Origin of the sequence: Catenibacterium sp. GCM10023432, from assembly GCF_042651925.1 — a bacterium.
Lineage (GTDB): Bacteria > Bacillota_I > Bacilli_A > Erysipelotrichales > Coprobacillaceae > Catenibacterium > Catenibacterium mitsuoka.
The window spans coordinates 1-23,429 of sequence record NZ_JBHSEB010000038.1 but is presented as its reverse complement, the minus strand read 5'-3'; the positions used below and the strand labels follow the sequence as shown (position 1 = coordinate 23,429).

30 protein-coding genes and 1 riboswitch are annotated in these 23,429 nt (G+C 33.6%); of the genes, 3 read left to right on the top strand and 27 right to left on the bottom strand.

The features are described 5' to 3' along the window. Positions 1-30: 30 nt before the first annotated feature. Genes atpC through ACFOZZ_RS05435 form a run of 13 tightly spaced genes read right to left on the bottom strand, consistent with a single transcriptional unit; the run spans position 31 to position 9,507 of the window. The gene (gene atpC / locus ACFOZZ_RS05495) at positions 31-435 is read right to left on the bottom strand and encodes an ATP synthase F1 subunit epsilon (protein ID WP_055232993.1); all 405 of its coding nucleotides are present in this window, start codon (positions 433-435) and stop codon (positions 31-33) included. Beyond that, positions 428-1,828 carry a F0F1 ATP synthase subunit beta gene (atpD, locus tag ACFOZZ_RS05490; protein ID WP_055232991.1) on the bottom strand — a complete coding sequence of 467 codons (1,401 nt, stop codon included), beginning with the start codon at positions 1,826-1,828 and terminating at the stop codon, positions 428-430. Before atpD ends, atpC begins: the two co-directional genes overlap by 8 nt. A gap of 14 nt (positions 1,829-1,842) precedes the next feature. Further along, positions 1,843-2,697, bottom strand: a complete 855-nt coding sequence (gene atpG / locus ACFOZZ_RS05485; protein WP_055232989.1) for an ATP synthase F1 subunit gamma — start codon at positions 2,695-2,697, stop codon at positions 1,843-1,845. A gap of 2 nt (positions 2,698-2,699) precedes the next feature. Next, the gene (gene atpA / locus ACFOZZ_RS05480; protein ID WP_022425537.1) at positions 2,700-4,226 is read right to left on the bottom strand and encodes a F0F1 ATP synthase subunit alpha; all 1,527 of its coding nucleotides are present in this window, start codon (positions 4,224-4,226) and stop codon (positions 2,700-2,702) included. Between the two features lie 9 nt (positions 4,227-4,235). Beyond that, the gene (locus ACFOZZ_RS05475) at positions 4,236-4,772 is read right to left on the bottom strand and encodes a F0F1 ATP synthase subunit delta (RefSeq protein WP_187011872.1); all 537 of its coding nucleotides are present in this window, start codon (positions 4,770-4,772) and stop codon (positions 4,236-4,238) included. Then, positions 4,772-5,272, bottom strand: coding sequence for a F0F1 ATP synthase subunit B (atpF, locus tag ACFOZZ_RS05470; RefSeq protein ID WP_286696919.1), 501 nt, complete (start codon positions 5,270-5,272; stop codon positions 4,772-4,774). The genes ACFOZZ_RS05475 and atpF overlap by 1 nt, the downstream gene beginning before the upstream one ends. A gap of 25 nt (positions 5,273-5,297) precedes the next feature. Continuing rightward, positions 5,298-5,525 (bottom strand): ATP synthase F0 subunit C, encoded by a 228-nt coding sequence (gene atpE / locus ACFOZZ_RS05465; RefSeq protein WP_006506960.1) that lies wholly within the window; start codon positions 5,523-5,525, stop codon positions 5,298-5,300. Between the two features lie 31 nt (positions 5,526-5,556). After that, the gene (locus ACFOZZ_RS05460; RefSeq protein ID WP_006506959.1) at positions 5,557-6,222 is read right to left on the bottom strand and encodes a F0F1 ATP synthase subunit A; all 666 of its coding nucleotides are present in this window, start codon (positions 6,220-6,222) and stop codon (positions 5,557-5,559) included. Then, a complete protein-coding gene (locus ACFOZZ_RS05455) occupies positions 6,222-6,596 on the bottom strand; it encodes a hypothetical protein (RefSeq protein ID WP_278861098.1) in 375 nt (124 codons plus the stop codon). Before ACFOZZ_RS05455 ends, ACFOZZ_RS05460 begins: the two co-directional genes overlap by 1 nt. Beyond that, positions 6,596-7,216, bottom strand: a complete 621-nt coding sequence (upp, locus tag ACFOZZ_RS05450; protein ID WP_278780801.1) for a uracil phosphoribosyltransferase — start codon at positions 7,214-7,216, stop codon at positions 6,596-6,598. Before upp ends, ACFOZZ_RS05455 begins: the two co-directional genes overlap by 1 nt. A gap of 11 nt (positions 7,217-7,227) precedes the next feature. After that, the gene (gene glyA, locus ACFOZZ_RS05445; protein ID WP_278780802.1) at positions 7,228-8,463 is read right to left on the bottom strand and encodes a serine hydroxymethyltransferase; all 1,236 of its coding nucleotides are present in this window, start codon (positions 8,461-8,463) and stop codon (positions 7,228-7,230) included. Between the two features lie 5 nt (positions 8,464-8,468). Further along, the gene (gene rpiB, locus ACFOZZ_RS05440; RefSeq protein ID WP_006506955.1) at positions 8,469-8,909 is read right to left on the bottom strand and encodes a ribose 5-phosphate isomerase B; all 441 of its coding nucleotides are present in this window, start codon (positions 8,907-8,909) and stop codon (positions 8,469-8,471) included. Next, positions 8,887-9,507 (bottom strand): L-threonylcarbamoyladenylate synthase, encoded by a 621-nt coding sequence (locus ACFOZZ_RS05435; RefSeq protein WP_278861100.1) that lies wholly within the window; start codon positions 9,505-9,507, stop codon positions 8,887-8,889. The genes rpiB and ACFOZZ_RS05435 overlap by 23 nt, the downstream gene beginning before the upstream one ends. A 190-nt stretch (positions 9,508-9,697) precedes the next feature. Between ACFOZZ_RS05435 and ACFOZZ_RS05430 the strand changes: the two genes are divergently transcribed. Then, positions 9,698-10,618, top strand: coding sequence for an alpha/beta hydrolase (locus ACFOZZ_RS05430; protein ID WP_238703600.1), 921 nt, complete (start codon positions 9,698-9,700; stop codon positions 10,616-10,618). A gap of 27 nt (positions 10,619-10,645) precedes the next feature. Here ACFOZZ_RS05430 and ACFOZZ_RS05425 read toward each other — a convergent pair whose 3' ends face one another. From ACFOZZ_RS05425 to ACFOZZ_RS05405, 5 genes are all read right to left on the bottom strand, one after another. Then, a complete protein-coding gene (locus ACFOZZ_RS05425) occupies positions 10,646-11,302 on the bottom strand; it encodes a hypothetical protein (RefSeq protein WP_376814877.1) in 657 nt (218 codons plus the stop codon). Positions 11,303-11,534: 232 nt separating this feature from the next. Continuing rightward, positions 11,535-11,858 carry a hypothetical protein gene (locus ACFOZZ_RS05420; RefSeq protein ID WP_286696920.1) on the bottom strand — a complete coding sequence of 108 codons (324 nt, stop codon included), beginning with the start codon at positions 11,856-11,858 and terminating at the stop codon, positions 11,535-11,537. 17 nt (positions 11,859-11,875) lie between these two features. Then, positions 11,876-12,118, bottom strand: coding sequence for a PF20097 family protein (locus ACFOZZ_RS05415; RefSeq protein WP_278861103.1), 243 nt, complete (start codon positions 12,116-12,118; stop codon positions 11,876-11,878). Then, a complete protein-coding gene (locus ACFOZZ_RS05410) occupies positions 12,105-12,575 on the bottom strand; it encodes a hypothetical protein (protein ID WP_286696921.1) in 471 nt (156 codons plus the stop codon). Before ACFOZZ_RS05410 ends, ACFOZZ_RS05415 begins: the two co-directional genes overlap by 14 nt. Then, positions 12,560-13,516: a hypothetical protein gene (locus ACFOZZ_RS05405; protein ID WP_286696922.1), complete on the bottom strand. Its 957-nt coding sequence runs from the start codon at positions 13,514-13,516 to the stop codon at positions 12,560-12,562. Before ACFOZZ_RS05405 ends, ACFOZZ_RS05410 begins: the two co-directional genes overlap by 16 nt. 169 nt (positions 13,517-13,685) lie before the next feature. Between ACFOZZ_RS05405 and ACFOZZ_RS05400 the strand changes: the two genes are divergently transcribed. Together ACFOZZ_RS05400 and ACFOZZ_RS05395 are read left to right on the top strand one after the other, a co-directional pair. Further along, positions 13,686-14,042 carry a hypothetical protein gene (locus ACFOZZ_RS05400; protein ID WP_376814876.1) on the top strand — a complete coding sequence of 119 codons (357 nt, stop codon included), beginning with the start codon at positions 13,686-13,688 and terminating at the stop codon, positions 14,040-14,042. Between the two features lie 39 nt (positions 14,043-14,081). After that, positions 14,082-14,297 (top strand): hypothetical protein, encoded by a 216-nt coding sequence (locus ACFOZZ_RS05395; protein ID WP_376814875.1) that lies wholly within the window; start codon positions 14,082-14,084, stop codon positions 14,295-14,297. Between the two features lie 458 nt (positions 14,298-14,755). Here ACFOZZ_RS05395 and ACFOZZ_RS05390 read toward each other — a convergent pair whose 3' ends face one another. The 9 genes from ACFOZZ_RS05390 to ACFOZZ_RS05350 all read right to left on the bottom strand — a co-directional run bounded on the left by ACFOZZ_RS05390 (position 14,756) and on the right by ACFOZZ_RS05350 (position 22,913). Further along, positions 14,756-15,802, bottom strand: a complete 1,047-nt coding sequence (locus ACFOZZ_RS05390; protein ID WP_278861363.1) for a hypothetical protein — start codon at positions 15,800-15,802, stop codon at positions 14,756-14,758. Between the two features lie 5 nt (positions 15,803-15,807). Next, positions 15,808-16,437 carry a YiiX/YebB-like N1pC/P60 family cysteine hydrolase gene (locus ACFOZZ_RS05385; protein WP_278861364.1) on the bottom strand — a complete coding sequence of 210 codons (630 nt, stop codon included), beginning with the start codon at positions 16,435-16,437 and terminating at the stop codon, positions 15,808-15,810. A gap of 476 nt (positions 16,438-16,913) precedes the next feature. After that, the gene (locus ACFOZZ_RS05380) at positions 16,914-18,242 is read right to left on the bottom strand and encodes an ATP-binding protein (RefSeq protein WP_288208683.1); all 1,329 of its coding nucleotides are present in this window, start codon (positions 18,240-18,242) and stop codon (positions 16,914-16,916) included. Positions 18,243-18,452: 210 nt separating this feature from the next. Then, positions 18,453-19,754, bottom strand: coding sequence for a diaminopimelate decarboxylase (gene lysA, locus ACFOZZ_RS05375; protein WP_286696589.1), 1,302 nt, complete (start codon positions 19,752-19,754; stop codon positions 18,453-18,455). 10 nt (positions 19,755-19,764) lie between these two features. Further along, positions 19,765-20,511, bottom strand: a complete 747-nt coding sequence (dapB, locus tag ACFOZZ_RS05370) for a 4-hydroxy-tetrahydrodipicolinate reductase (protein ID WP_022424591.1) — start codon at positions 20,509-20,511, stop codon at positions 19,765-19,767. A gap of 1 nt (position 20,512) precedes the next feature. Beyond that, entirely contained in the window at positions 20,513-21,412 is a 900-nt protein-coding gene (dapA, locus tag ACFOZZ_RS05365; RefSeq protein ID WP_279080261.1) for a 4-hydroxy-tetrahydrodipicolinate synthase, read from the bottom strand. A 1-nt stretch (position 21,413) separates the two neighbouring features. Continuing rightward, on the bottom strand, positions 21,414-21,872 hold the full coding sequence (locus ACFOZZ_RS05360; protein ID WP_022424590.1) for an ACT domain-containing protein: 459 nt from the start codon (positions 21,870-21,872) through the stop codon (positions 21,414-21,416). A 72-nt stretch (positions 21,873-21,944) separates the two neighbouring features. Continuing rightward, positions 21,945-22,114: riboswitch (Lysine riboswitch) on the bottom strand. A gap of 87 nt (positions 22,115-22,201) precedes the next feature. Further along, positions 22,202-22,543 carry a hypothetical protein gene (locus ACFOZZ_RS05355; protein ID WP_376814874.1) on the bottom strand — a complete coding sequence of 114 codons (342 nt, stop codon included), beginning with the start codon at positions 22,541-22,543 and terminating at the stop codon, positions 22,202-22,204. Beyond that, on the bottom strand, positions 22,536-22,913 hold the full coding sequence (locus ACFOZZ_RS05350) for a VOC family protein (RefSeq protein WP_278861626.1): 378 nt from the start codon (positions 22,911-22,913) through the stop codon (positions 22,536-22,538). Before ACFOZZ_RS05350 ends, ACFOZZ_RS05355 begins: the two co-directional genes overlap by 8 nt. Positions 22,914-23,429 lie beyond the last annotated feature (516 nt).

Genomic DNA, 23,429 nt, shown 5'->3' with positions numbered 1-23,429 from the left:
AAAAGAAAATCCAGGGAATAACCCTGGATATTAGTAATTGTTTTTGACATGAATACGTGTAATAGCCTTCTTTAACGCAATTTCAGCACGCTGATAATCGACATCTGGATTCTTTGATCTTAATCTCTCTTCAGCTCTTGCTTTTGCTTCTTCAGCTCTGCGTAAGTCGATTTCTTCTGGTGATTCAATATCATTCACAATAAGTGTAACAGTATTATCACCATCTACATAAACAAATCCACCACCAACAGCGAATTCATATCTGTCTTTATCAATCCTATAATTCATTTCGGCGATTTCCACACCACTCGCCAATGGCATATGGTGAGCAAGTATACCCATCTGACCATCAGTTGTTCTGATGTTCAGAATATCTACGTCTACATCCCTGTAGGTACCTTTAGGAGTGACGATATGTAAATGAAATTTACTCACTTAAAGTTTCAGCTTTCTTTACTGCTTCTTCAATAGTACCTACATTATGGAAAGCCTGCTCTGGTAAATCGTCATATTTGCCTTCTAGAATTTCTTTAAATCCTTTTACTGTATCATCAACATGTACATACTTACCATCTAAACCTGTGAACTGTTCAGCTACAGTAAATGGCTGTGATAAGAAGTTTCTAATTCTTCTTGCACGTGCAACGATAAGTTTATCTTCTTCACTCAATTCATCCATACCAAGAATTGCGATAATATCCTGTAATTCCTGATATTTCTGTAACATCTGAGTTACTCCATGAGCCACTTCATAATGTTCTTTACCAACAACGTTTGGATCAAGACCTCTAGAAGAAGAGTTTAGTGGATCTACTGCAGGGTAAATACCTAATGCTGCAATACTACGATCAAGTACAACTCTTGCATCAAGGTGTGTGAATGTAGTTGCTGGAGCAGGGTCAGTCATATCATCAGCAGGTACATAAACAGCCTGTACTGATGTAATAGAACCCTGTTTAGTTGAAGTAATACGTTCCTGTAACTGACCCATTTCAGTTGCAAGAGTTGGCTGATAACCTGCCTGAGATGGAACACGTCCAAGTAGGGCAGATACTTCTGAACCAGCCTGAGTGAAACGGAAGATATTATCGATGAATAGTAAGACATCCTGTCCCTGTTCATCACGGAAATATTCCGCCATAGTAAGTGCTGATAATGCAACTCTAAGTCTTGATCCAGGTGGTTCATTCATCTGACCAAACACTAGTGTTGTCTTATCTAATACACCACTTTCTTTCATTTCATAGTACAAATCATTACCTTCACGAGAACGTTCACCAACACCGGCGAATACTGATAAACCGTTATGTTCAGTTGCGATATTGTTGATGAATTCCTGGATAAGAACTGTCTTACCTACACCGGCACCACCGAACAATCCGATCTTACCACCCTTGATGAATGGACAGATCAAGTCAACGACTTTAATACCTGTTTCAAGAATTTCAGTTTCTGTTCTCTGATCAGCAAATGTAGGTGCTGATCTATGAATTGGCATATGTTTTTCTTCAGTCAATTCATCTTTACCATCAATAGAATGTCCTAATACGTTGAACATTCTACCAAGTGTTTTATTACCTACTGGAACACTAATAGGTGCATTAGTATCCACAGCATCCATACCTCTTGTTAGACCATCAGTAGGACCCATTGCGATACATCTTACAATATCATCACCAATATGCTGAGCAACTTCTACAGTTAACTCTTCACCATGGTTATCAATTGTAATGGCTGTATTTAGATCTGGAAGATCTTTATCCGCAGCAAACTGTACATCGACAACTGGACCCTGAGCCTTGATAATCTTACCAACATTCAGAGCCATATGGCACCTCCTTCTTATTGTGCATTGGCACCAGCAACGATTTCACTCACTTCACTCGTAATCGCGCTCTGACGTGCCTGGTTGTATTTTAATAACAACTCATCTGTTAATTCATTTGCATTGTCTGTTGCGTTCTTCATAGATGTTCTTCTAGACGCATTTTCTGCAGTCACTGATTCAATCAAGTAACCATAGATAACGGCCTGTAAATACATCGGAATTAAGCTTCCAAGTACTGATTCAGGACTTGGTTCAAACAATGTATCTTTATGGAATTTCTTATCAGAGACAAGATCTTCTGCCTTAAGTGGAAGAAGAGTCACATCTCTAGGTACAAAAGTTAAATCATTCACATATTCTGTATATACAATATGAATAGACTTAATTTCTTTTTTCTTATAGCCTTCTAGAAGTGACGCAACTAATCTCACAACACTTCTAAAATCAAGGGTCGTATTAAGGTCTACATAAGTACCATCTACTTCACCTTTAAAATGTTTCTTAAACTGATTTAAGCCTTTATTACCAATCGCAATAATCTTCTTGGCATCATTCACTGATGCTTCAACCTGCTTAAAGATATTAGAGTTATATCCACCGCATAATCCTAAAGTAGAAGTGATAACAATATAAACATCTTCACCCTTATCATTTAATACTAAATAAGGAGAATCAATATCATTTCCTGCAGAAGATAAGATCTGTGCACAAGTATTCTTTACCTGTGTATAATAAGGCTTCATGTCATTCAACTGATTTCTAGTCTTAGAAAGCTTAGAGCTAGCAACAAGTTCCATAGCTCTTGTGATTTTCTTAGTAGATTCAATTGATTTGATACGACGCTTGATGGCTTGCATCTGCCCAGCCATAATTAAGCCTCAGCTTTCTGTAAGTTTTCGAACTGAGTTGTATAAGCCTTAACAGCTTCCTTCAACTTAGCAGTTAATTCATCAGATAATACTTTCTTTTCTCTGATTTCATCAAGAAGATCACTATGTGCAACAGCAAACTTCTCTACTAAACCATCCATGTATTCCTGTACCTTTTCCACTTTAACATTCTTAACGAATCCATTTTCAAGTGCAAATAGAGTAATGATCTGATCAATAACATCTCTTGGTGCATACTGTGCCTGTTTTAATACTTCACGTACACGTTCACCATGTTCAATCGCATTCTTAGTTGCTGCATCTAAGTCAGAACCAAACTGTGCGAATGACTGCATTTCTTCATACTGTGCTAATTCATACTTCAAGTTTCTAGAAACCTGCTTCATAGCCTTGATCTGTGCTGTAGAACCTACACGTGATACAGATAAACCTGTATCAATAGCAGGTCTGAAACCAGCATTGAATAATTCCTGCTGTAAGAAGATCTGACCATCAGTAATAGAAATAACGTTAGTAGGGATATATGCTGAGATATCCCCTGCCTGTGTTTCAATGATTGGAAGGGCAGTGATAGAACCTCCGCCATTTTCTTCATTTAAACGACAAGATCTTTCTAATAGTCTTGAATGTAAGTAGAATACATCACCTGGATAAGCTTCACGTCCTGGTGGTCTCTTTAATAATAGAGACACTGTACGATAAGCTACGGCATGCTTACTTAAATCATCATAAACGATTAATACATCCTTACCCTGGTCAAGCCATTCTTCAGCAATAGCACAACCTGCATAAGGAGCAATATACTGAACTGGAGCAAGTTCAGAAGCTGATGCAGAAACAACAACAGTATAATCCATTGCGCCTGCCTTCTTTAATTTTTCAACAACCTGTGCAACTGTGGAGTTTTTCTGGCCAATTGCAACATAGATACAATACATATCCTGACCTTTCTGGTTGATGATTGTATCAACAGCGATAGCTGTTTTACCAGTCTGTCTGTCACCGATGATTAACTCACGCTGACCTCTACCAACTGGAATAATTGCATCAATAGTAGTGATACCAGTCTGTACTGGCTGATCTACTGATTTTCTTGTCATAACACCAGGAGCTACTCTTTCGATTGGTCTAGTCTTTGTAGTGATAATTTCACCCTGACCATCAATAGGCTGTCCTAAAGGGTTAACGACACGACCAAGCATTGCATCACCTACAGGTACTTCAATGATCTTACCTGTACGTCTTACTTCGTCGCCTTCTTTAATTTCGTCCGCATTACCTAATAAAGTAACACCAACACTATCTTCATCTAGGTTCATGACCATACCATAAACATCACCTGGGAAAAGGATCAATTCACCTAGCATTGCATTGTCTAAACCATGAACAACACTGACACCGTCACCAACAGTCATAACTGTTCCGACGTCTTTCTGTTCCATGACATCATCATAATGCTTAATCTGCTCTTTGATTAAAGCACTGATTTCATCGGGTCTTAATGCCACTTGCGTCACCTACTTTCTCAACAGCTCAGTCTTGAGCTTGCTGACTTTGTTCTTTAATGAGCCATCATAGACACGGTTCTCAATCTGAACCTTAACACCACCAATAAGTGTCTTATCTTCAACAGTTCTTAAAGTAATTGTTTTGTTTTCTTTCTGAGAAATCGCTTCTTCAATTGCTTTTACCTGTTCATCGCTTAATGCGAAAGGTGTGAAGATAACGCCTTCCTCGATACCAAGATGCTTATTACTCATCTTAATAAAGCTTTTTGTAATAGGCGCAATATATCTTGTTCTTCTTTTCTTTACAAGCAGTTTAAGAAAATTCAATACATAATGATTTACTGAAGTGCCAAAACCTTTATCGAGTAATGCACACTTTGCTTCATCATCTACAAGCACATGAGAGAAGAATTTTTCAAATTCTGGATTACTTTCTAAAACTGTATCAACTAGTTTCATATCTGCTAGATAATCTTCTAGCGCATGATCTTCTAACGCTAACTGATATAAGCTTTCAGCATAACGTTCTGCAACATTTGCATCCATTAGTTAACAACCTGTTTTACGAAATCATCTACTAAAGCTTTATTGACTTCAGTATTCATATTCTGATCCATGACTTTAGTAGCCACTTCAACAGCAACTTCCACAATTTCTTTCTTCATTTCATCCTGTGCTGCAAGCTTTTCAGATTCAATTTCATGGCGAGCCTGTTCAATCTTTTCTTGAGCCTGCTTGTTAGCTTCATCCATGATTTTACTCTTAGCCTTTACGGCATCTTCCTTAGCCTGATCTATGATTTCTTTATACTGTTTTGCAGCTTCTTTAGCCTGCTTTTCACTTTCTAGAAGATATTCAGATGCTTTTTCATTCTTAGCCTTCGCATCATTGATATTACCTTCTATAAAATCAGCTCTCTTCTGGAAGAATTCTAATACATAATTCCATAAATATTTCTTGAACAGAAGAAGCATGATTGCAGTGGAACATAACTGAACAATCATAGTGGTAGGGTTTGGAAATAACTTTGCGGCTATATCTGGCATAGTTTTTTCCTCCTTAAACTATTTTTTATTTGAATACGAATAATAAGATGAAAGAAATAAGTAAACCATAGAGGGCTACTGTTTCTGTTAAGGCGATACCTAAGATCATAGTAGTACGGATCTTGCTTTCAGCCTCAGGATTTCTTCCAATTGCAGATACTGCATGAGCGGCAACTAAACCTTCACCAATACCTGTACCTAAACCTGCAAGTACTGCAATACCAGCAGCGATTGCAATTAAACCTCTTGTCATAATCAATTTCCTCCTATTGACATTTTTTCATTTATTCTTCATCTGGATTTTCATTAGAAATCAGAATTGAAGATAGTGTAACGAATACCAGTGCTTGTACACATCCAGAGAATACATCGAAATAACAATGTAATAGTGGTGCTACCACTGGTCCTAAAAAGTTGAATGGAATCAACTTGTAACTTAAGAATGATGTTGCCTGATATACTAAGGCCATAATAAATGTACCACTCAATAAGTTACAGAAAATACGCATTGATATAGAAATCAATGGTGAAACCAAACCAAATAGGTTTGTTGGGGGAATCAAAGTTCCCTTAATATAACTGCCAACACCCTGATACTTAATCGCATTGATCTGAATTAATACCCATGTAATTAATGTTAAGGATAACGTGATTGAGTAGTTAGTAGTTGGCGCATCAAAACCTGTTAATCCAAATAAGTTAGATACCAACAGCCATGCAAATAACATAGAGAAATAAGGATAGTAGTTCTTCGCATATTTCTTAGGCATGATTGTTCCCATGTAGTCATAAACCATCTTAATGGCGGTTTCAACAAGAAGGACCACACCTTTTGGTCTCTTAGTTGGATCTGCTTCTCTTATTTTTTTACCTGCATAAACAAAGAAAATAGAAAGTAGCACAGTCACAATCAATGATGATATCAGTTCTGGCTGAATAGTGATTTTCATTATCTCATACGCCTCCTTTCTCCATATGCATGTATATAAATAGAAATCTTTACTACTAGATAGCCCAGAAATACAGTATACATATTTACTATTTCTGGAAAGAATCCAGCTATCGCAAAACCAGCGGCAAAAATAAACAATTTAGCCATAAATAACATAACCGCAATTGTCTTACCTGCAGTCTGGATAGAAAGTATTGTATCAGTCATCTTCATATTGATCTGTAAAATTAATAAATCAATAAGATAACCTAATACAAACCCTAAGCAGTAGCTGATTGAATGAAGAATGATGGAAAGTATAACCGCAAGAATCAATCCTGCAAGAAATACTTTAACAGAAGTTCTTCTTACTTCATATTCATCAAATCCCATTAATTAGTACCAAACAAGCGGTCTCCCGCATCTCCTAAACCTGGTACAATATATCCCTTGTCATTTAGTTTTTCATCTAATGCAGCTAAAGTAAGCTTTACATCTGGATGATGTTCTTCAATGTATTTCACACCTTCAGGTGCACCCACAAGACAGACAAGTTCAATATCCTTCGCACCACGATCTTTGATATTTTGGATAGCCATATCAGCTGAACCACCAGTAGCAAGCATAGGATCAAGAACAATAACCTTTGCGCTCTCTAATCCCATAGGAAATTTAGCATAATATTCATGAGGAATCAATGTTTCTTCATCTCTATACATACCAATATGACCTACTTTCGCAGTTGGAATGATTCTTCTGAAGCCGTCCACAAGACCCACACCTGCACGTAAGATAGGTACAAGAATAATATCTCTATCTAGTTCATAACCAGTTGTCTTACAAATAGGTGTTTCAATTTCCTTTTCTTTTAAAGGATAATCTTTTGTGACTTCATAAGCCATCAGCATTGCGATTTCATCAAGGTTCTGCTTGAAAATATAGTTTGATGTCTTTTCTTCTCTCATAATTGAGAGTTTGTGTTTAATTAATGCATGATTGAGTACTTTAACCATCTTATGGCCTCCTAGTATTTAATATCGTCATACATAGTCACTTTATCAGTTAACTTCTTTACTCTCGCAAGACATTCATTCTTTACTTCATCAGTTTCTTCATTCTTTAAACGATAGGCAATAATCTTTCCAACTTCTCTGAAGTCATCTTCCTTGAATCCTTTTGTGGTCATTGCTGGTGTACCAACACGGATTCCAGAAGCCTTGAAAGGTTTTTCTGTATCGAAAGGAATTGCATTCTTATTAGCTGTAATATTGATTTCATCAAGTAATCTCTGAGCCTTCTTACCTGTAATACCACAGCTGCTCTTTACATCAATAAGTAATAGGTGATTATCAGTACCACCAGTTACAAGACGGAATCCTTCTTCCTTTAAAGATTCTTCTAAAGCTTTCGCATTCTTAATGACTTGATGACTATATTCCTTGAATTCAGGCTGTAATGCTTCATAGAAGCAAGCTGCTTTAGCGGCAATAATATGCATAAGAGGTCCACCCTGCATACCAGGGAAAACAGCTCTATCAATATCTTTCGCATACTTTTCCTTACACATGATAACACCACCTCTAGGACCTCTTAAAGTCTTATGAGTTGTAGTAGTTACGATATCTGCATAAGGGAATGGAGATGGATGATCTCCTGCAGCAACTAAACCAGCGATATGTGCCATATCTACCATAAAGATAGCGCCAACACTATGTGCTACTTCAGCCATGAATTTGAAATCAATAGTTCTTGCATAAGCACTTGCCCCTGCAACAACTAACTTAGGTTTGATTTCTTCACATAATCTCTTATATTCATCATAATCGATTCTTTCTGTTTCCTTATCAACACCATAAGCATGGAATTCATAAGTCTTACCAGAGTAGTTTAATGGATGTCCATGAGTTAAATGCCCACCATCATTTAAAGACATACCTAGTACTTTATCACCTGGCTGTAATAAAGCAAAATAAACAGCTGTATTCGCTTGTGCACCAGAATGAGGCTGAACATTTGCATACTCACAGCCAAATAACTTCTTAAGTCTTTCCTGTGCCAATGTTTCTACTTCATCCACAAACTGACATCCACCATAATATCTCTTAGCTGGATATCCTTCAGCATATTTATTTGTTAGAACTGAGCCCGCAAGCTCCATAATTTCTTTAGATACAAAGTTTTCGGAAGCAATCAATTCAATATTGTTTCTTTGTCTATTCAATTCTCGCTCAACGCTCGCAAATACTTCTGTATCTCTCATAATACTTACTCCTTTTCTAAAGCCATCATTTTTTCAATTCTCTTAACATGTCTTCCACCTTCAAAATCAGTATGAAGCCATGCATTAAGAATCTCAACAGCAAGTCCTTCTCCAATAACTCTCTGTCCCATTGCAATCATGTTAGTATCATTATGAGCTCTTGTCGCTTTCGCACTAAATACATCATGACATAATGCGCAGCGGATACCATCTACCTTATTACATGTAATTGATACACCAATGCCTGTTCCACAAACAACGACACCTTTCTCACATTCTCCTGATGCAACAGCTTTAGCTGCCTTAGATGCATAATCAGGATAATCACAAGAGTCTTCAGTATAAGTACCATAGTCTACAACTTCATAACCCTGTTTCTTCATTTCATCAATAAGAACATTCTTTAAACGTAATCCACCATGATCACAAGCGACTGCAATTTTCATAATATACCTCCTCGATTTCTTCTTTGGTAATTAAACCTTCTCTTAGTATTCTCACATCACCTTGACTTAAATCCACGACTGTAGATGCAGTTGCCGAAGCAGTCTGTCCTCTGACAACCATATCAATCTGTCCATCAAGCTGTGCAAGTACTTCTTTTTCGTTTGTCGTATTCCCTTGACCAGATAAATTAGCACTTGTTACTGATAAAGGCCCTGTCTGATCAATGAGTGACAAAACGAAAGAACTGTCTGGGATTCTAATACCTATTGTATCTTTTCCACTAACATGTCTCGAATCCACACTATCCAGTCTTTTTAATACGATTGTCATTCTACCTGGCATAAACTTATCAATCACTCTCTGGGTACCCTCGTCTACTAAGCCATACTTCTTTACATCATCTTTTTCTGACAACATAAGAGTCACTGCTTTATTCGGGTTACGTTTCTTGATTTCCATAATTCTATCAAGACCCTTCAAATCATCGAATAAGCAGGCAACGCCATAAACAGTTTCCGTAGGAAATGCAACAATCTTCCCATCTCTTACTGCACTTACTAATAAATCCATCTGTTCTGGTCCTATAACCTGTGTCATTAAAATCACCTCATATCGGTTATTATTCTAACACAAAAACTTTCTTAAAAACATATATTTATCGCTTTATAAGATACCCTTTTCTATTTACAAATTCATATATCTGTCAATTATTTATTCAAACTTAATTGTTTGTACATGAATTCTTCTTAAATTATCTTATATAATGAATAAAAGGAGGCATTTTGTCATGAAAAAGAAGAATGTAATTATTGGTACAATAGGCGCAGCCGCTGCGGCATCTGCCACTTATCTTGCAGCAGGGCGCATTGCGATAGAAAAAGTATGTACAAGACGCAAAAAAGAAAAAGTAGGATTAAAACATCCAATGAGTGAAGATGATAAACAATGGCTAGATCATCAGACATTTATTGATATGGAAATCACTTCTTATGATGGATTAAAGCTAGAAGGGCAGTTCCTTCCTTATCCCGATTCTAATAAATTAGTGATCTGTGTTCATGGATTCCATTCTTACCATTATCGTGAGTTTGCATATTATATTCGTTTCTATCATGAACTTGGTTATAATATCCTTCTTCCAGATAATAGAGCACATGGACAGTCAGAAGGACATTATATTGGTTTTGGATGGCTGGACCGTTTAGATATATTAGAATGGATTAAAAAAATGGAAGAGTACTTCCATAATGAACCTATGAGCATTGTCTTACATGGTATATCCATGGGTGGGGCAACAGTCCTCATGGTAAGTGGTGAAGAATTATCTGATAATGTGAAAGCTATTGTCGCTGATTGCAGCTATACAAGTGCTTATGATGAATTCAAATACTACTTAAAGAATAAAGGATGTCCACCATTCTTATTACTTCCTAGTGCTACATTATTATCAAAAAAGACAGTAGGGTATAACTTCAAACAGGCCAGTGCAGTCAATCAAGTCAAGAAGTCTAAAACACCTACATTATTTATACATGGTAACCAGGATCACTTTGTGCCTACTTACATGGCATTAGAACTCTATAATGCTTGTCAGGCAGAAAAGAAATTACTTATTGTGAATGATGCCGCACATGGTGAATCTTATCATAAAGAGAAGAAACTTGTTCAAAGCAATATTACTCATTTCTTAGAGAAATATGTAGACTAATAGACCGAGCAATTGCTCGGTCTATTATCATTTCTTCGCATTTCTTATTTTTCTTTCAAAAATAAGCACAACTTCATCACTTGTACTATTGCTTCCTACACCAACACCTACAATAGCACCACCTACCATATTACTGCCTATTTCATTTGTGAAAGCTGTCTTTAGTCTCCAGCCCTGTACACTATATCTTATTAATGTCTTCTTCAAACTATTTGTATCTGTCCTACCATGTGAATCATGAACAGTAACTACATCATATTCATAAAGATTATTACATTCTAAAATAGAATCTAAGTTATAATCGTTATTCTTTTCTTCTAATAATTCTGTGAACTTTTCTTCCGTCATCGAATCATTAGAAGTATTTTTTTCTATGATGTGATCTAGTTTTGAATTGATTTCTTTTTGTTTATCCATACTTTGACGTTGTTTATAATACTTATCAAAATATGCATGAATTCCTTCTTTGACTTCTTGAGAAAAATGACATTTATCTAGCTGTTGATCAATTGCCTGAATAGCTTCATCTAGCTGCTTTGTAGAAAGATGAGTACTTTTCAGTTTAGTAGATGTAATTGTGAGATTAGGTACTTGTTGTAAGCAGGTATTACATAGACATACTTCTCCAAAACTATTTCTATCTGGAATAGTAGTAAAAACCTCCCCACAATGACTACATTTCATTTGTTTTTACACATGATTTTCCTCTTATAAATAAATTCACTTTTTCAAAGAACCTATATTAAGCTTTTCCGTTTTTATTCAAAAGATAGGATTTATGATACATCCTCTAACTTAAAATGAATATCATTATTTTCAGTTTGGACTATTAAACGCTTTTTTTCTGTATCATTATTTAAGTTAAATGTAAATTCTATTTCATTGTCTGTAATCTTTATAATTTTTGAATTTTTATTTAATGTTGTACCGATTTCAGGGCTATCCCTATCCTATAGTATTGCTTACCAATAATAACCCCTATACCATGTCTTTCTATTAACTCTTTATCTTGATATAAATAAGCCATAGAAATCAGACCATCACTTTCTTTAATATCCATATATTCTGTAGCTGTTCCAGTTTCAAGTAATTCACTATACTTTTCTAATTCTTTAGTTTTTTTATTTAACTGCACTATGGTTGTAGCTTTATTTTTATTTTCAATAAACAAATATCCATTAAAAACAATTGAAAACCCCAATAAAAGTATAATGATTAGATTCTTTATTTTATTTTTCATATATACTTTCTCCTGTTTTATAAATCTTTATTTGCATTTATGATAATAATATTGCATGTATTACATTTGTATGCATCAATTTTGTCACCTTTGTAGTAGCTAAAATGTCCTAACTTGATATCATCCTCCCCAAAATGCCATTTATTCGTCATAAAGGGTAGTTTTTCAGGATTTGGTGACCATGCAAGAGCCTCACCCCTTGTTTTAATATAACCATGAATTAACTTACCCGAACAATAAGGACATCTATTGATTATCATTTTGTTTCCTCCAAATATATCTTGACTTTTCTAATTTCTTACCTAAATGACTATTTTTATTCATTCTTTTTATATCATTTATGATTTCGTCATCATAATAATAGTTATATCCTATTATTATAAAATAATTCTTTACATTTATAACAGGAAATCTATTGAGGTGTTCATCACTAAAATTATCAATAGAATTAACTAACTGTTTATACTTTTGTTCATTATTTTTATCGTCTACATCAATAACTTCTATATTGACTAAATCTCCAAATTCATCCTTTAGTTTTATTGGAAGCGATTTTTTTACTTGAATACATAATGGGCAACACTCTATTGAATATATTTCGACATTTAATTGTTGTTCATTGTTTTTATGATTTTCAAAGTATAAAAAGCAACACAATAAGAATACCAAACAACTTATCAAATAAATAATTGTCCTTTTTTTTAATAATTCATACATGCTGGATTACCTGTGTAATCTGGACGTTGACTGTGAAAATAACTATAAGTTACCTTTGCGGCGCCACTTTTTGTTTTTATCTGTTCATACCACTTTTTTGAAATCTCACTATATGCTCCGAAATAATATTTTTGTTCTCTAATATAAGATAAACAATCTGATGCTCCGTATTGATAAAACTTAATATGAATAGTAGGTTTAACGCTTGAACCAACTGATACAGCAACAGAATAAAGAAATACCACTTTTCCCAAAGGACCTGAAACGAACAAAGAAACGGCACTTCCAACCATACCTATTATTTCAAGAACTTTAAAAGTCATTTTTGACGTTTTATGAAATGGACCTCCTAATTTTTTCCAAGTTGTATATGTGGTTGGGGTTTCCCCATCTACATTTAACACTTCTTCACCCTCAGCAGGCATTAAAGGATCAGGATAATCTTTATCAAGAATTTCTTCATAAAACATTAATTCAGATCCATTTTCAGTGACTAATGATAAATTAGAATTGTTTTCATTTATTAAATATGTTTCTTCGTCAATAGTCATTGTTGATGTATTATTTACTAAATCTTCTTCCAATAAGATATATGTGGAATCAGTTTTATCGTATGCTATTACATCACTTACATTTTCGTCTTTATAGGTATATAAATATTCAAAGTCATAATTTCCATCAGCAATTTGAGTAAGTTTAGAAAAATCGGAAGTGTCTGATGCGTATAATTCTGAATTTTTTAATTCCATATTATCAGATATAGCTTTCCCTCTTTGATTTTTCTTCTTTAAATATGTATTTAACTTTTTTCTTGCATTAATGTTTTTGATTTCAAATGGATTATCACTGTAAGTATAGTTATTATCTTTAGCATAAACAGGAATTAAAACAGATGATAAAACTAAAGCAAAAGCACATAAATTAATCATTATTTTTTTCATTTATTTTTATTCTCCTTTCTATTTGATTTTTGAATACCTACAAACCACAGGTTAGTGAAAAATAAATATCATAAGAACCACTTAAACGGGGTTCATGAAGCTGAACCAAACACATAGATTTTCCATCTGTTCTATAATTAGTTTAGAAATCAGATAGAGGTATAATCACATGTCAAACAAAGTATTAAAGCCAAAGAAAGCTTCTCTATATGAGTTCACTCAGAACTATTCTAATAACATCAATAACTGTATTGAATTTTTCAAATCCATGAAATGGCCTGTTGGCTTCTCATGTGATTGCTGCGGATGCCATAAGTATTACTTAGTCAAGCGTGTAAGAAAGACCAAGACTTCATATGTTCTTGAAAGCAGATCATGCCATAAGCAGCATTCACTGCTTTCAGGCACTATTTTTCAGAGCTGCAAGCTTGATCTATACAAGCTCCTTTTAAGTATTTTCCTTTTCTTCAATGAAAATAAAGGAATCAGTGCAATAGATTTATGTTCAATACTAGACGTTAACTAGCAGACTGCACTTCTTCTAGAAAACAAGTGTAGAATTCTTATGTCAATAAGCAATTCAGGCAAGCTGCCCAACGTCCTTTTCTATGAGGCAGATGTCTTCAATATTGGTGTAAACTCCAAGAATAATGCGAGTCGTTCAAGTGAGCAACAGTCTATTCTTGGTATTCTATCTACAGATAAAGAGAAAAACTATCCCCGGTACCTCAAGTTAAGATCATTAATGATTATACAGTTTTGTTACTTAAGAAAAACATAGAACAGTGCTGTGTATTATCATATGATGCATTACTCAATACTGATGCTGAGAAATGCTTTAATACACTAAATGAAGAAATACAAGTAAACAACTAGAAAATCGGCCATGAAGAAAATAATCATAGACTACTATGGTTAAACATAATAATCGGAAATATTAAGAATAATATTACTGGGATTATCATGGAATAACCAAAAGAGAGATGCCTTTATTCCTGAATGAACAGGAGTATAGATTTACCCATAGAAGTGTGGGAAAGACTGTGATGGATAAGGTAAAGAAATATCTGCAAAGATCATTTCCTATCAGTCATAGACAGATAGTCTGTATTCTGAATATTTCTGTTCTACACTTCTCTTAAATCGTTACCTTGCAGATTATGGGTATTCAAAATGAATATTCATTTCTAGCAATATGTTTTTATCATTCGTCAACAGTCTGAAACCACAAAATGTGGCCTATTTGAGGCTAGGATTAATAAAAAGGGTTGAATAATAAATAAGATAATTATAAGTTTTTTTCTTTGGCAGACTTATTCTTTTTACTTGTTTAAAGTCACTCTTATAATCGTAGATATTAACACTGTATTTATCATGCTCATTACGAGATAGAATATAAGCATGAGAACCATTAAAATCAATCATATCAAGATGATGTTTCAAGGTATATGTTTTTTCTAATTGATGCGTATCTTGATCAAAAACACAAATCTTATTGCCTTCATTTGAAACAAGATTATAGAAAGAAACATAGATTTTTCCATCATTTACATAAATATTATCAGCATAGCTATAAGGCATATCAATGATTTTTAATTCATCTGTATTCATGTTTAATTGACCAATATATTTATTTTGGTTATTAAATGAAAAATATAATGTATCTTTATCTGTATAGTACTTACAAATATTATCTCCATATTGGGTAAGACTAATACTTTTAAGTCGTTTTAAATTTTGATCATAGATATCACATGCAATATCATTTTCAATATCTACAAAATTATATACTTTAGAATGACTTGGAACAACCATATAAGAGAAACGAGATTTTTCTTTTATTTCATTTACTTTTTTCTCTTTAAAATTCATCTGAGTTAGATAACCATAATCATTAAGATTAGATACACCATAATAATAGTGATCATCTGCACTGACTGCATCAATGGCTGTTCCAGGTAAATGAAGCTTATTCACTTCAGTAGAATTTCCTTTTATCTGAATAATATTTTGAGGATTCTTATCTCCTTGAAGACCGATATTATTAATATAAGCATAACCATCATGATAGCTTGTGGTATTGAATGATGTGCCTACTTGAGCCTCATCCAATTTTGTAGAAGCAACTTTTTTACCATCATCACTATAATATTTAATAACAGTATATTTTCTTGCAGAAGAAGTTTCAATCACACCAAATGTATAATGGATATTGCTTTGTGATTGTGAGAATGAGCATCCTGTGAATAGTAAGACTGTGGTAATTATTAAAATTGTTTTTTTCATTGTAATCACTTCTTATAAAGAATCATTGTCTTATCACTTGAGACAAGTTCAAGAGGATGCACTGCTGCGCCATATTGGCTAGTGTTTAAATCTACATTGTATTTATCTTTAAATCCAGCCCATATGAGTTGAGAACAGTAAAATTTTGATCTTGTATTTACATCATAATACTTAATATTATATGGTTTGCCTCTTTGTGAATAACACCAATCTGCGACTTTTTTTGCTTGATTTTCTGTTACGTCTGTCACATAAAGTCCCCAGCATGTATTTTTGCTTTTATTCCAATCATTTTTACCAGTTACAACTCCATTGGATAAAGCTTCAACAACTCTATTTTGTGAATAGACTATAGCTGCATGACCAGTTGGAATCAGATTTTTATAAGCGTCTCCTGTGACTAGTATTCTGCCTTTTGTAGTAGGGTATCCCCATGTATAAACAGCTTGGCCATCAAGAGAACATGCATTAATTGATTTTTCTTTCTTCGCTATCTGATTGTAAATAATTTTTAATTCATCAGTGTTTTCGAATGCGTTTTCATTATAATTGTACGCATTTACACTTGTGATAGTAGAGAGGCTCACTCCTATAATCATAGTCAGTGAAGACAATAATTTAATTGAATGTTTCATAATAATAACCTATAAGATTTCCTTTCTTTTTTATTTTTAATTATTAGATTCATTATGTTTGTATTACTAGTTAATGTAACCAATGGAATCTCCTCCTTTCATTAAGTAAACTTTAACTTCATAAATATGATAGCATGCAACATTATAGTACTCCATAATACTGATAAAAATTTTAAAAAATATTAAATAAAAATATGGTCAGTTTAAAATAAAATTATCTCAGGTTATCTTATTCATCAATAGCAACATAACGACACTCATAATATGCTTTCTTAAGGCTATTATAATGTATACCTACAAAATAAAAGACTAGAAGTTAAATATAAGTAACCTCTAGTCTGTATGTTTATTTAATGAAGAGAAGAACAACACATTAATAGTTATAACTATTAATCGTTATTCACGAGCTTACCTTATGAATGTCTCAAGTCATAATGAATAACTTCTCTTCAATGATGTGATATCACTTTTTAGTTCTATAATACAAAAGGTACAAGATAAAACGGTCTAAACAATAGACTATTCTCTTTGCCTATATCTTTTTGTGAAATCAAATATGACTTATTCACAATATTGGAATATTTCTTGCAGAATTCATTGATTGATTCATGTTTTCCAATACCTGAAGATTTTACCTCAAATACATTGATTTTACTTCCATCTGATACTAGAAAATCAACCTCATAATAATGTGTACTTCCTTTTTTATCCCAAGTATGATAGTACAATTCTCTTCCTGATGCAGCAATCATCTGAGCCATTAGATTTTCATACAAATAGCCAAGATTAATAGGTAACTTATCAGACAATAGTTTTGCATATATTTCATTTTCTGTTGCTGGGCGATCAATAAACATAAGTGTGACAAACAAACCAGTATCTGCAATATAGAGCTTATAACTATCAAAATCTTTTGTGTCTGCCAAGCTTACTTTTGGATCAGTTGTATTAAAACATGGTAGCACTGTCTTTGAATCAATCAACTCATATAATAATTCTTCACTTCTTACATTATTCTTCTTACCTATCGCAGTTGTTATGCGATATTTTTTTGTATCTTTTGCGAGCTGAGCAGGTATTGAATGATACATAGCTGATAATCTACCAGAAGCATCAATCTTCTTAAAATCTTCTTCATACAGATTAATAATCTGTCTTTTGACCATATCTATTTCTGAAAAGTTTTTACCATTTACATAGGCTTCTACAGCTTGTGGCATTCCCCCAACAGCCATATATATTCTCAAATCTCTCATTAACTTACGATTTGTAGCCTGACCAATGGCTTTACCCATATTATATATATCTTTCAACAATCCATAATTACTACCTGTGGCAGTACAGAACTCTTCATAGTCCATTGGGTAAATCTGAATCTTCATCTCCTCAGAAGGAATAAGAATATCCTTTACATTCTTCTTAATTGATATCAAAGATCCTGTTTCTAGATAACTATATCTACCATCTGCAACAAGATGTTTAATTGCTTGTCTTGCTTTAGGAAATAACTGTACTTCATCAAAAATAATAAGAGACTCATGTTCATATAATGTTATTCCTGTTTCAGCCTGCAATCTTAGAAAAAATATATTTAGATTACCTATATCATCAAAACATTCAAGAATATTATTTGTTGTCTTTGAAAAGTCTATCAAAATATATGACTTGTACTCATTCTTCGCAAAATTTTCCGCAATAGTTGACTTACCAACACGTCTTGCTCCCTCTAATAGAACTGCATATCGATCTGAATAATTATGCTTCCATTCAAGTAGCTTATCATACGCCTTTCTCTTAAAAAACATAGAATACCTCCTCGCTTTTTAAATATATATAACTTTCTTCAATCTTATTATCTGCCAAAATATGACTTTCTTCAATCTTTTATTCGCCAAAAATATGACTTTCTTCAATCTTTTTTTACCCTAAAATGGTACTTTCTTCAAAGTAACGGTAATTATATTATATATAATTATGCATAAAAAAAGGGGATAGCAACAGCTATCTCCTCATGACTATTCTTCATCAAATAAAATTAGATCATCAAATGTCTGTCTTCTTACAACGACTCTTGATTCACCTTCATAAGTGAATACTACAGCTGGTTTAGGTAACTGGTTGTAATTAGAAGACATAGAGTAGTTATATGCACCTGTAGAGAATACTGCAAAAATATCTCCTGGCATAATATTAGCTGTAACTGGTAAATCCTTAGTAATCATATCAGCACTTTCACAGATCTTACCTACAACTGTTACAGTCTTAGTTTTTGTTTCTCCTGCTTTATTTGCGACAATACCATCATATTTCGCATCATATAAAGGTGTACGGATATTATCAGACATACCACCATCAATAGAGACATAAGTACGTACATCAGGGATTTCTTTAATACATCCTACTGTATAAAGAGTAATACCTGCATTACCTACAACATAACGTCCTGGTTCAATCATAACAGCTGGACGTTCCCAACCATGACTATCATATTCATTATAAATAACTTTCATGATTTCTGATGTAATAGATTCAAAATCAAGTGGTTCATCCCGTTTAGTATAAGCAATACCATAACCACCACCGGCATTAATCTTACTTGTTACAACACCAAATGTATTATAGATTTCATTTACGAACTTCATGAACTGAAGCATTGCATTCACATAAGCGAATAAATCAAATACCTGAGAACCGATATGACAATGAATTCCTTCATATTCGATATTATCAGACTCTAAGATTCGCTGAATAGCTTTTAAATAGATACCATAATGAGAACTAAAGCCAAACTTAGTATCCTTATGACCAGTCATGATATAGTTATGACCACCGGCTTTAATACCAGGGACAATTCTTAAAGTTGCTTTGACTTTCTTACCTAGCTTACCTGCAATCTGTTCACAGTTTTCAATTTCATAGAAATTATCTACTACGAAATGAGTCACATCATGACTTAATGCATATTCAATTTCTGAAGGAAGCTTATTGTTTCCATGGAAGTATATCTTATCTGGATCAAATCCAGCACGTAATGCGATACTGATTTCTCCTGCAGATACGCAGTCAATTCCAATACCATATTCGCTTGCAAGCTTATAGATTGCAAGACAGCTAAAAGACTTAGATGCAAATAATGGAAGTGCCTTTTCATACTTATCCATGAACTTTGTCTTTAATTCATTCATCTGATGTCTAATATGACCTTCACTCATAACATAAAGTGGTGTGCCATACTGCTTTGCGAGATCAGATGCTTTAATACCATCTATATATAAATCATTGCCTTTTATATCAGCAAACTGTGTCTGTAATACCATACCATTCCCCTTAATATAATGTTTTTAAATCAAATAAACCTTTGTCTTTATTCATTAATGCCTTTAATGCAGCAACAGCACCATTCGCAAATACTTCTTTAGAAAGAGCTGTATGCTTTACTTCTACGATTTCATCCTGTCCTGCAAACATTACTGTATGTTCACCAAAGATTGTCCCACCTCTTATAGATGAAATACCTACTTCATTTCTTTCTCTCTTACGATGAATAGAATGACGATCATAAGTAGGTTCTAATGAATCATCTAAAGCATTATTAATACCATCATATAACATCACTGCAGTACCTGATGGTGAATCAATCTTTTGATTATGATGTTTTTCCATGATTTCAATATCAAAATGATGTTCAAAGAATTCTTTCGCAAATTCACTCACCATCTTATTCATCATAGCCACACCATAAGAAGTGTTATAAGACTGGAAGAGGGCAATCTCATGAGATGCTTCTTCAATCTTCTTTAAGTCTTCTGCACTAAAGCCAGTAGTAGCGAATACAACTTTACACTTATTCTTTAATGCATAAGATAGAATGCTATCTAGATTGGCAGGATGTGAGAAATCAATAATGGCATCAATATCATCCTGTACTTCATCTAATGACTTATATGCAGGTACTTCTGGCTGTACATCAAACACAGGAGATACAACACCAGCCAATTCTAAATCTGCATCATTCATCACTGCATGGGCTACTTTCTTCCCCATTAAACCATAACCATATACTAATACTTTCATCTTAATAACCCTTGCTTTCAAATTCTTTCATTGCATCAAATAATAACTTCTTATTTTCTTCTGTAGTTGGAATAAGAGGCTGACGAAGCATATCACTTTCAATAACACCCATATGCTTTAAAGCAGCCTTAGGCATGATTGGATTAACATCAATGAATAAATATTTAGAAACATCATTTAAATCATAAGCCATCTTTCTAGCAAGTTCTAAATCACCCTTTAATGCAGCCTGTGCAAACATTTCTGTTTCTCTTGGATAAAGGTTAGATAATACTGAAATAACACCTTTTCCTCCTGCTGCGATAAATGGAAGAATATTATCATCACATCCAGAATATAAATCAAAGTCCATATCCTTAGTACGTGTTAATACTTCCATTGCATATGCAATATCATCTGTTGCATCTTTCATAGCAACAATATTAGGAACCTTTGCAAGTTCTACTACTGTATCTACACTGATCTTCATACCAGTTCTACCTGGTACATTATACATAATAAGTGGTAAATCACTTGCAGCAGCAACAGCCTTATAATGTTCAATTAAACCTCTCTGAGAAGTCTTATTGTAGTAAGGTGTTACAACTAAGTTTGCATCAGCACCTGCTTCAGCATTGAACTTAGCCTTTCTAATAGCCTGTGCAGTATAGTTAGAACCTGCACCTACAATAACCTTTACACCTGTACCCTTAGCCATTTCTACTGTAATCTTAGTGAGTTTAAATTCATCTTCAATATCAATAGTTGCAGGCTCACCAGTAGTTCCGTTGACAAGTAATGCTTTTACACCACCATCAATCATTCTCTGTACCTGTCTTTTATAACCTTCGTAATCAATACTTCCATCTTCAAACATTGGTAATACCAATGCAACACCTGTACCTTCAAAAATTGGTTCCATTTTATGCTAATTCCTCCTGAATCTTTTCTAATGCTTTCTTTAAATATTTCTTTTCTATAACATATGAAATAGATACTTCACTTGTTGTCACTTGAGCAAATGGGATCTGGTTATCACCTAGAACTTTGAATAACTTACTTGCAAAACCGACTTCATTTTCCATATGACCTTCTACAACAAGCTTACCTACATTCTTAGATGCAAATACACCAATACGTGGGTGATTTTTCTTAACTTCTTCAATAGCCTTGTTTAAAGCGCTTTGTGCTTTTGCATCACATGTGAAATCAATACGCATTTCATCTTCTAGCATGACTGATGAGATCATATCGATGTTCACACCTTCACGACTAATTGTTTCAAACACATCAGCCACAAAGAGAGGATTCTTTTCAACATTCATTAACTTCACTTGAATAATGTCTTCTTCAATCTCCAATCTTGTAATCACACTGTTCATCTTAATCATCTCCATTTTTCTATAAAAAAATATTGCAATGGTGCCATTGCAATATAATTAGTAGTCTTCATTATATTCAATAGCGCACCACAAATATTTTGTGACAGTGAATAAGATTTTCTCTTATCCCCCAGATAACAGTTCATATACAGTTCCCTGTCTCTTCGGCATTTGCTCCCCCTTCATTATCTGGCTGTATCCATTAATAACGAATTCTTAACGCATGCACCTCTATTTGCCAACATAATAACATATTATCAATCATAAAAAAAGTGATTTTCTTCTAAATAGTGCATATATTCTTTGATCCAGGGACTACCTACCGCATATCACTGAAGCATGAATTCTATTTTATTTCCATTATACATAAAACTCATCTTTAGCTCTGCACCTTTCTTCTTTGTTTTAAAGTCTGTCACAGATTGATAATCAAAGAAATAAACTTCTTCTATAAACTTTAAATTCTCATAACACATAAAAGTAATACCATCGTAATCAAAACTCATCATATAAAAATGCACTGGTTTACCATGTACATGACCTAACCACATTGTGAAAGCTGTCTTTTTCCAATCTACTTCATATTTCGTATGGGCAAAAGCTACATTATTATGAAATGGGATTCTTGATAAACGAATGTAATCTTGTAATAATTCTTCTCTCTTATTCATGGATTTCTAAAGGCAATTGATCAGGATCTTTAAAAAATGTCATTTTCTTGCCTGTAAATGTATCATAACGGATTGGTTCTGTTTCAATACCCAATGCATTTAATTCTTTGACTGTTTCTTCTACATCTTCTACCTTAAAAGCCAGATGTCTTAGTCCTGCAGTTTCAGGGAAAGGATGTAGTGGGGCATCAGGTTTAATAAATATTTCTAATTCCATATCTCCAAGTTGAAGATCTAACTTGATATCCTGTTTATCCTCTCTCTTGTTTTCTCTAATAATATTAAAGCCTAATTTATTGACATAAAAGTCAATTGTTTGATCATAATCTTTTGTAATGATCGCAATATGATGTACTGTGTCTAATCTCATAAGAACACCTCCTGTTACTGTTATATCATTGACATCAAGAATGATATATAGTTATTATAATACAAACCAACTAATGAGGTAGGTAATACATGAATAAGAAAACAATTATATATTCTATTAAATCTGCACTCCCTGTTATAAATTTGTGGCGAAAAAAACCACACGCTTGCGTGTGGGATAAAAGCCACATTTCACTTGATAAATACTAAGAAAAATGATATATAATCTGTTATGAAATGACGATTGTCAAGTGGAAATAACACATTTCTTTGATTTTCTTTTTTTCGTTTTATTTTGTTTTTTAAATCAAGGACATAGGACAAGAAACTTCTATACAGATTTATCGGCGGTTGGCCACTCTGTTATTCGTGGATTGGTTACCTCAGGTCAATGGTTTCGCCGCAAGTTTCTTTGTCTATGGTCGTGAATCAAATCTTTGGAATAAGAAGTGTCTACATAGATTAGTCTTGAATAACTTTAACCATCTTCTTATAGAGATTTCCTGTCCAATAGCCT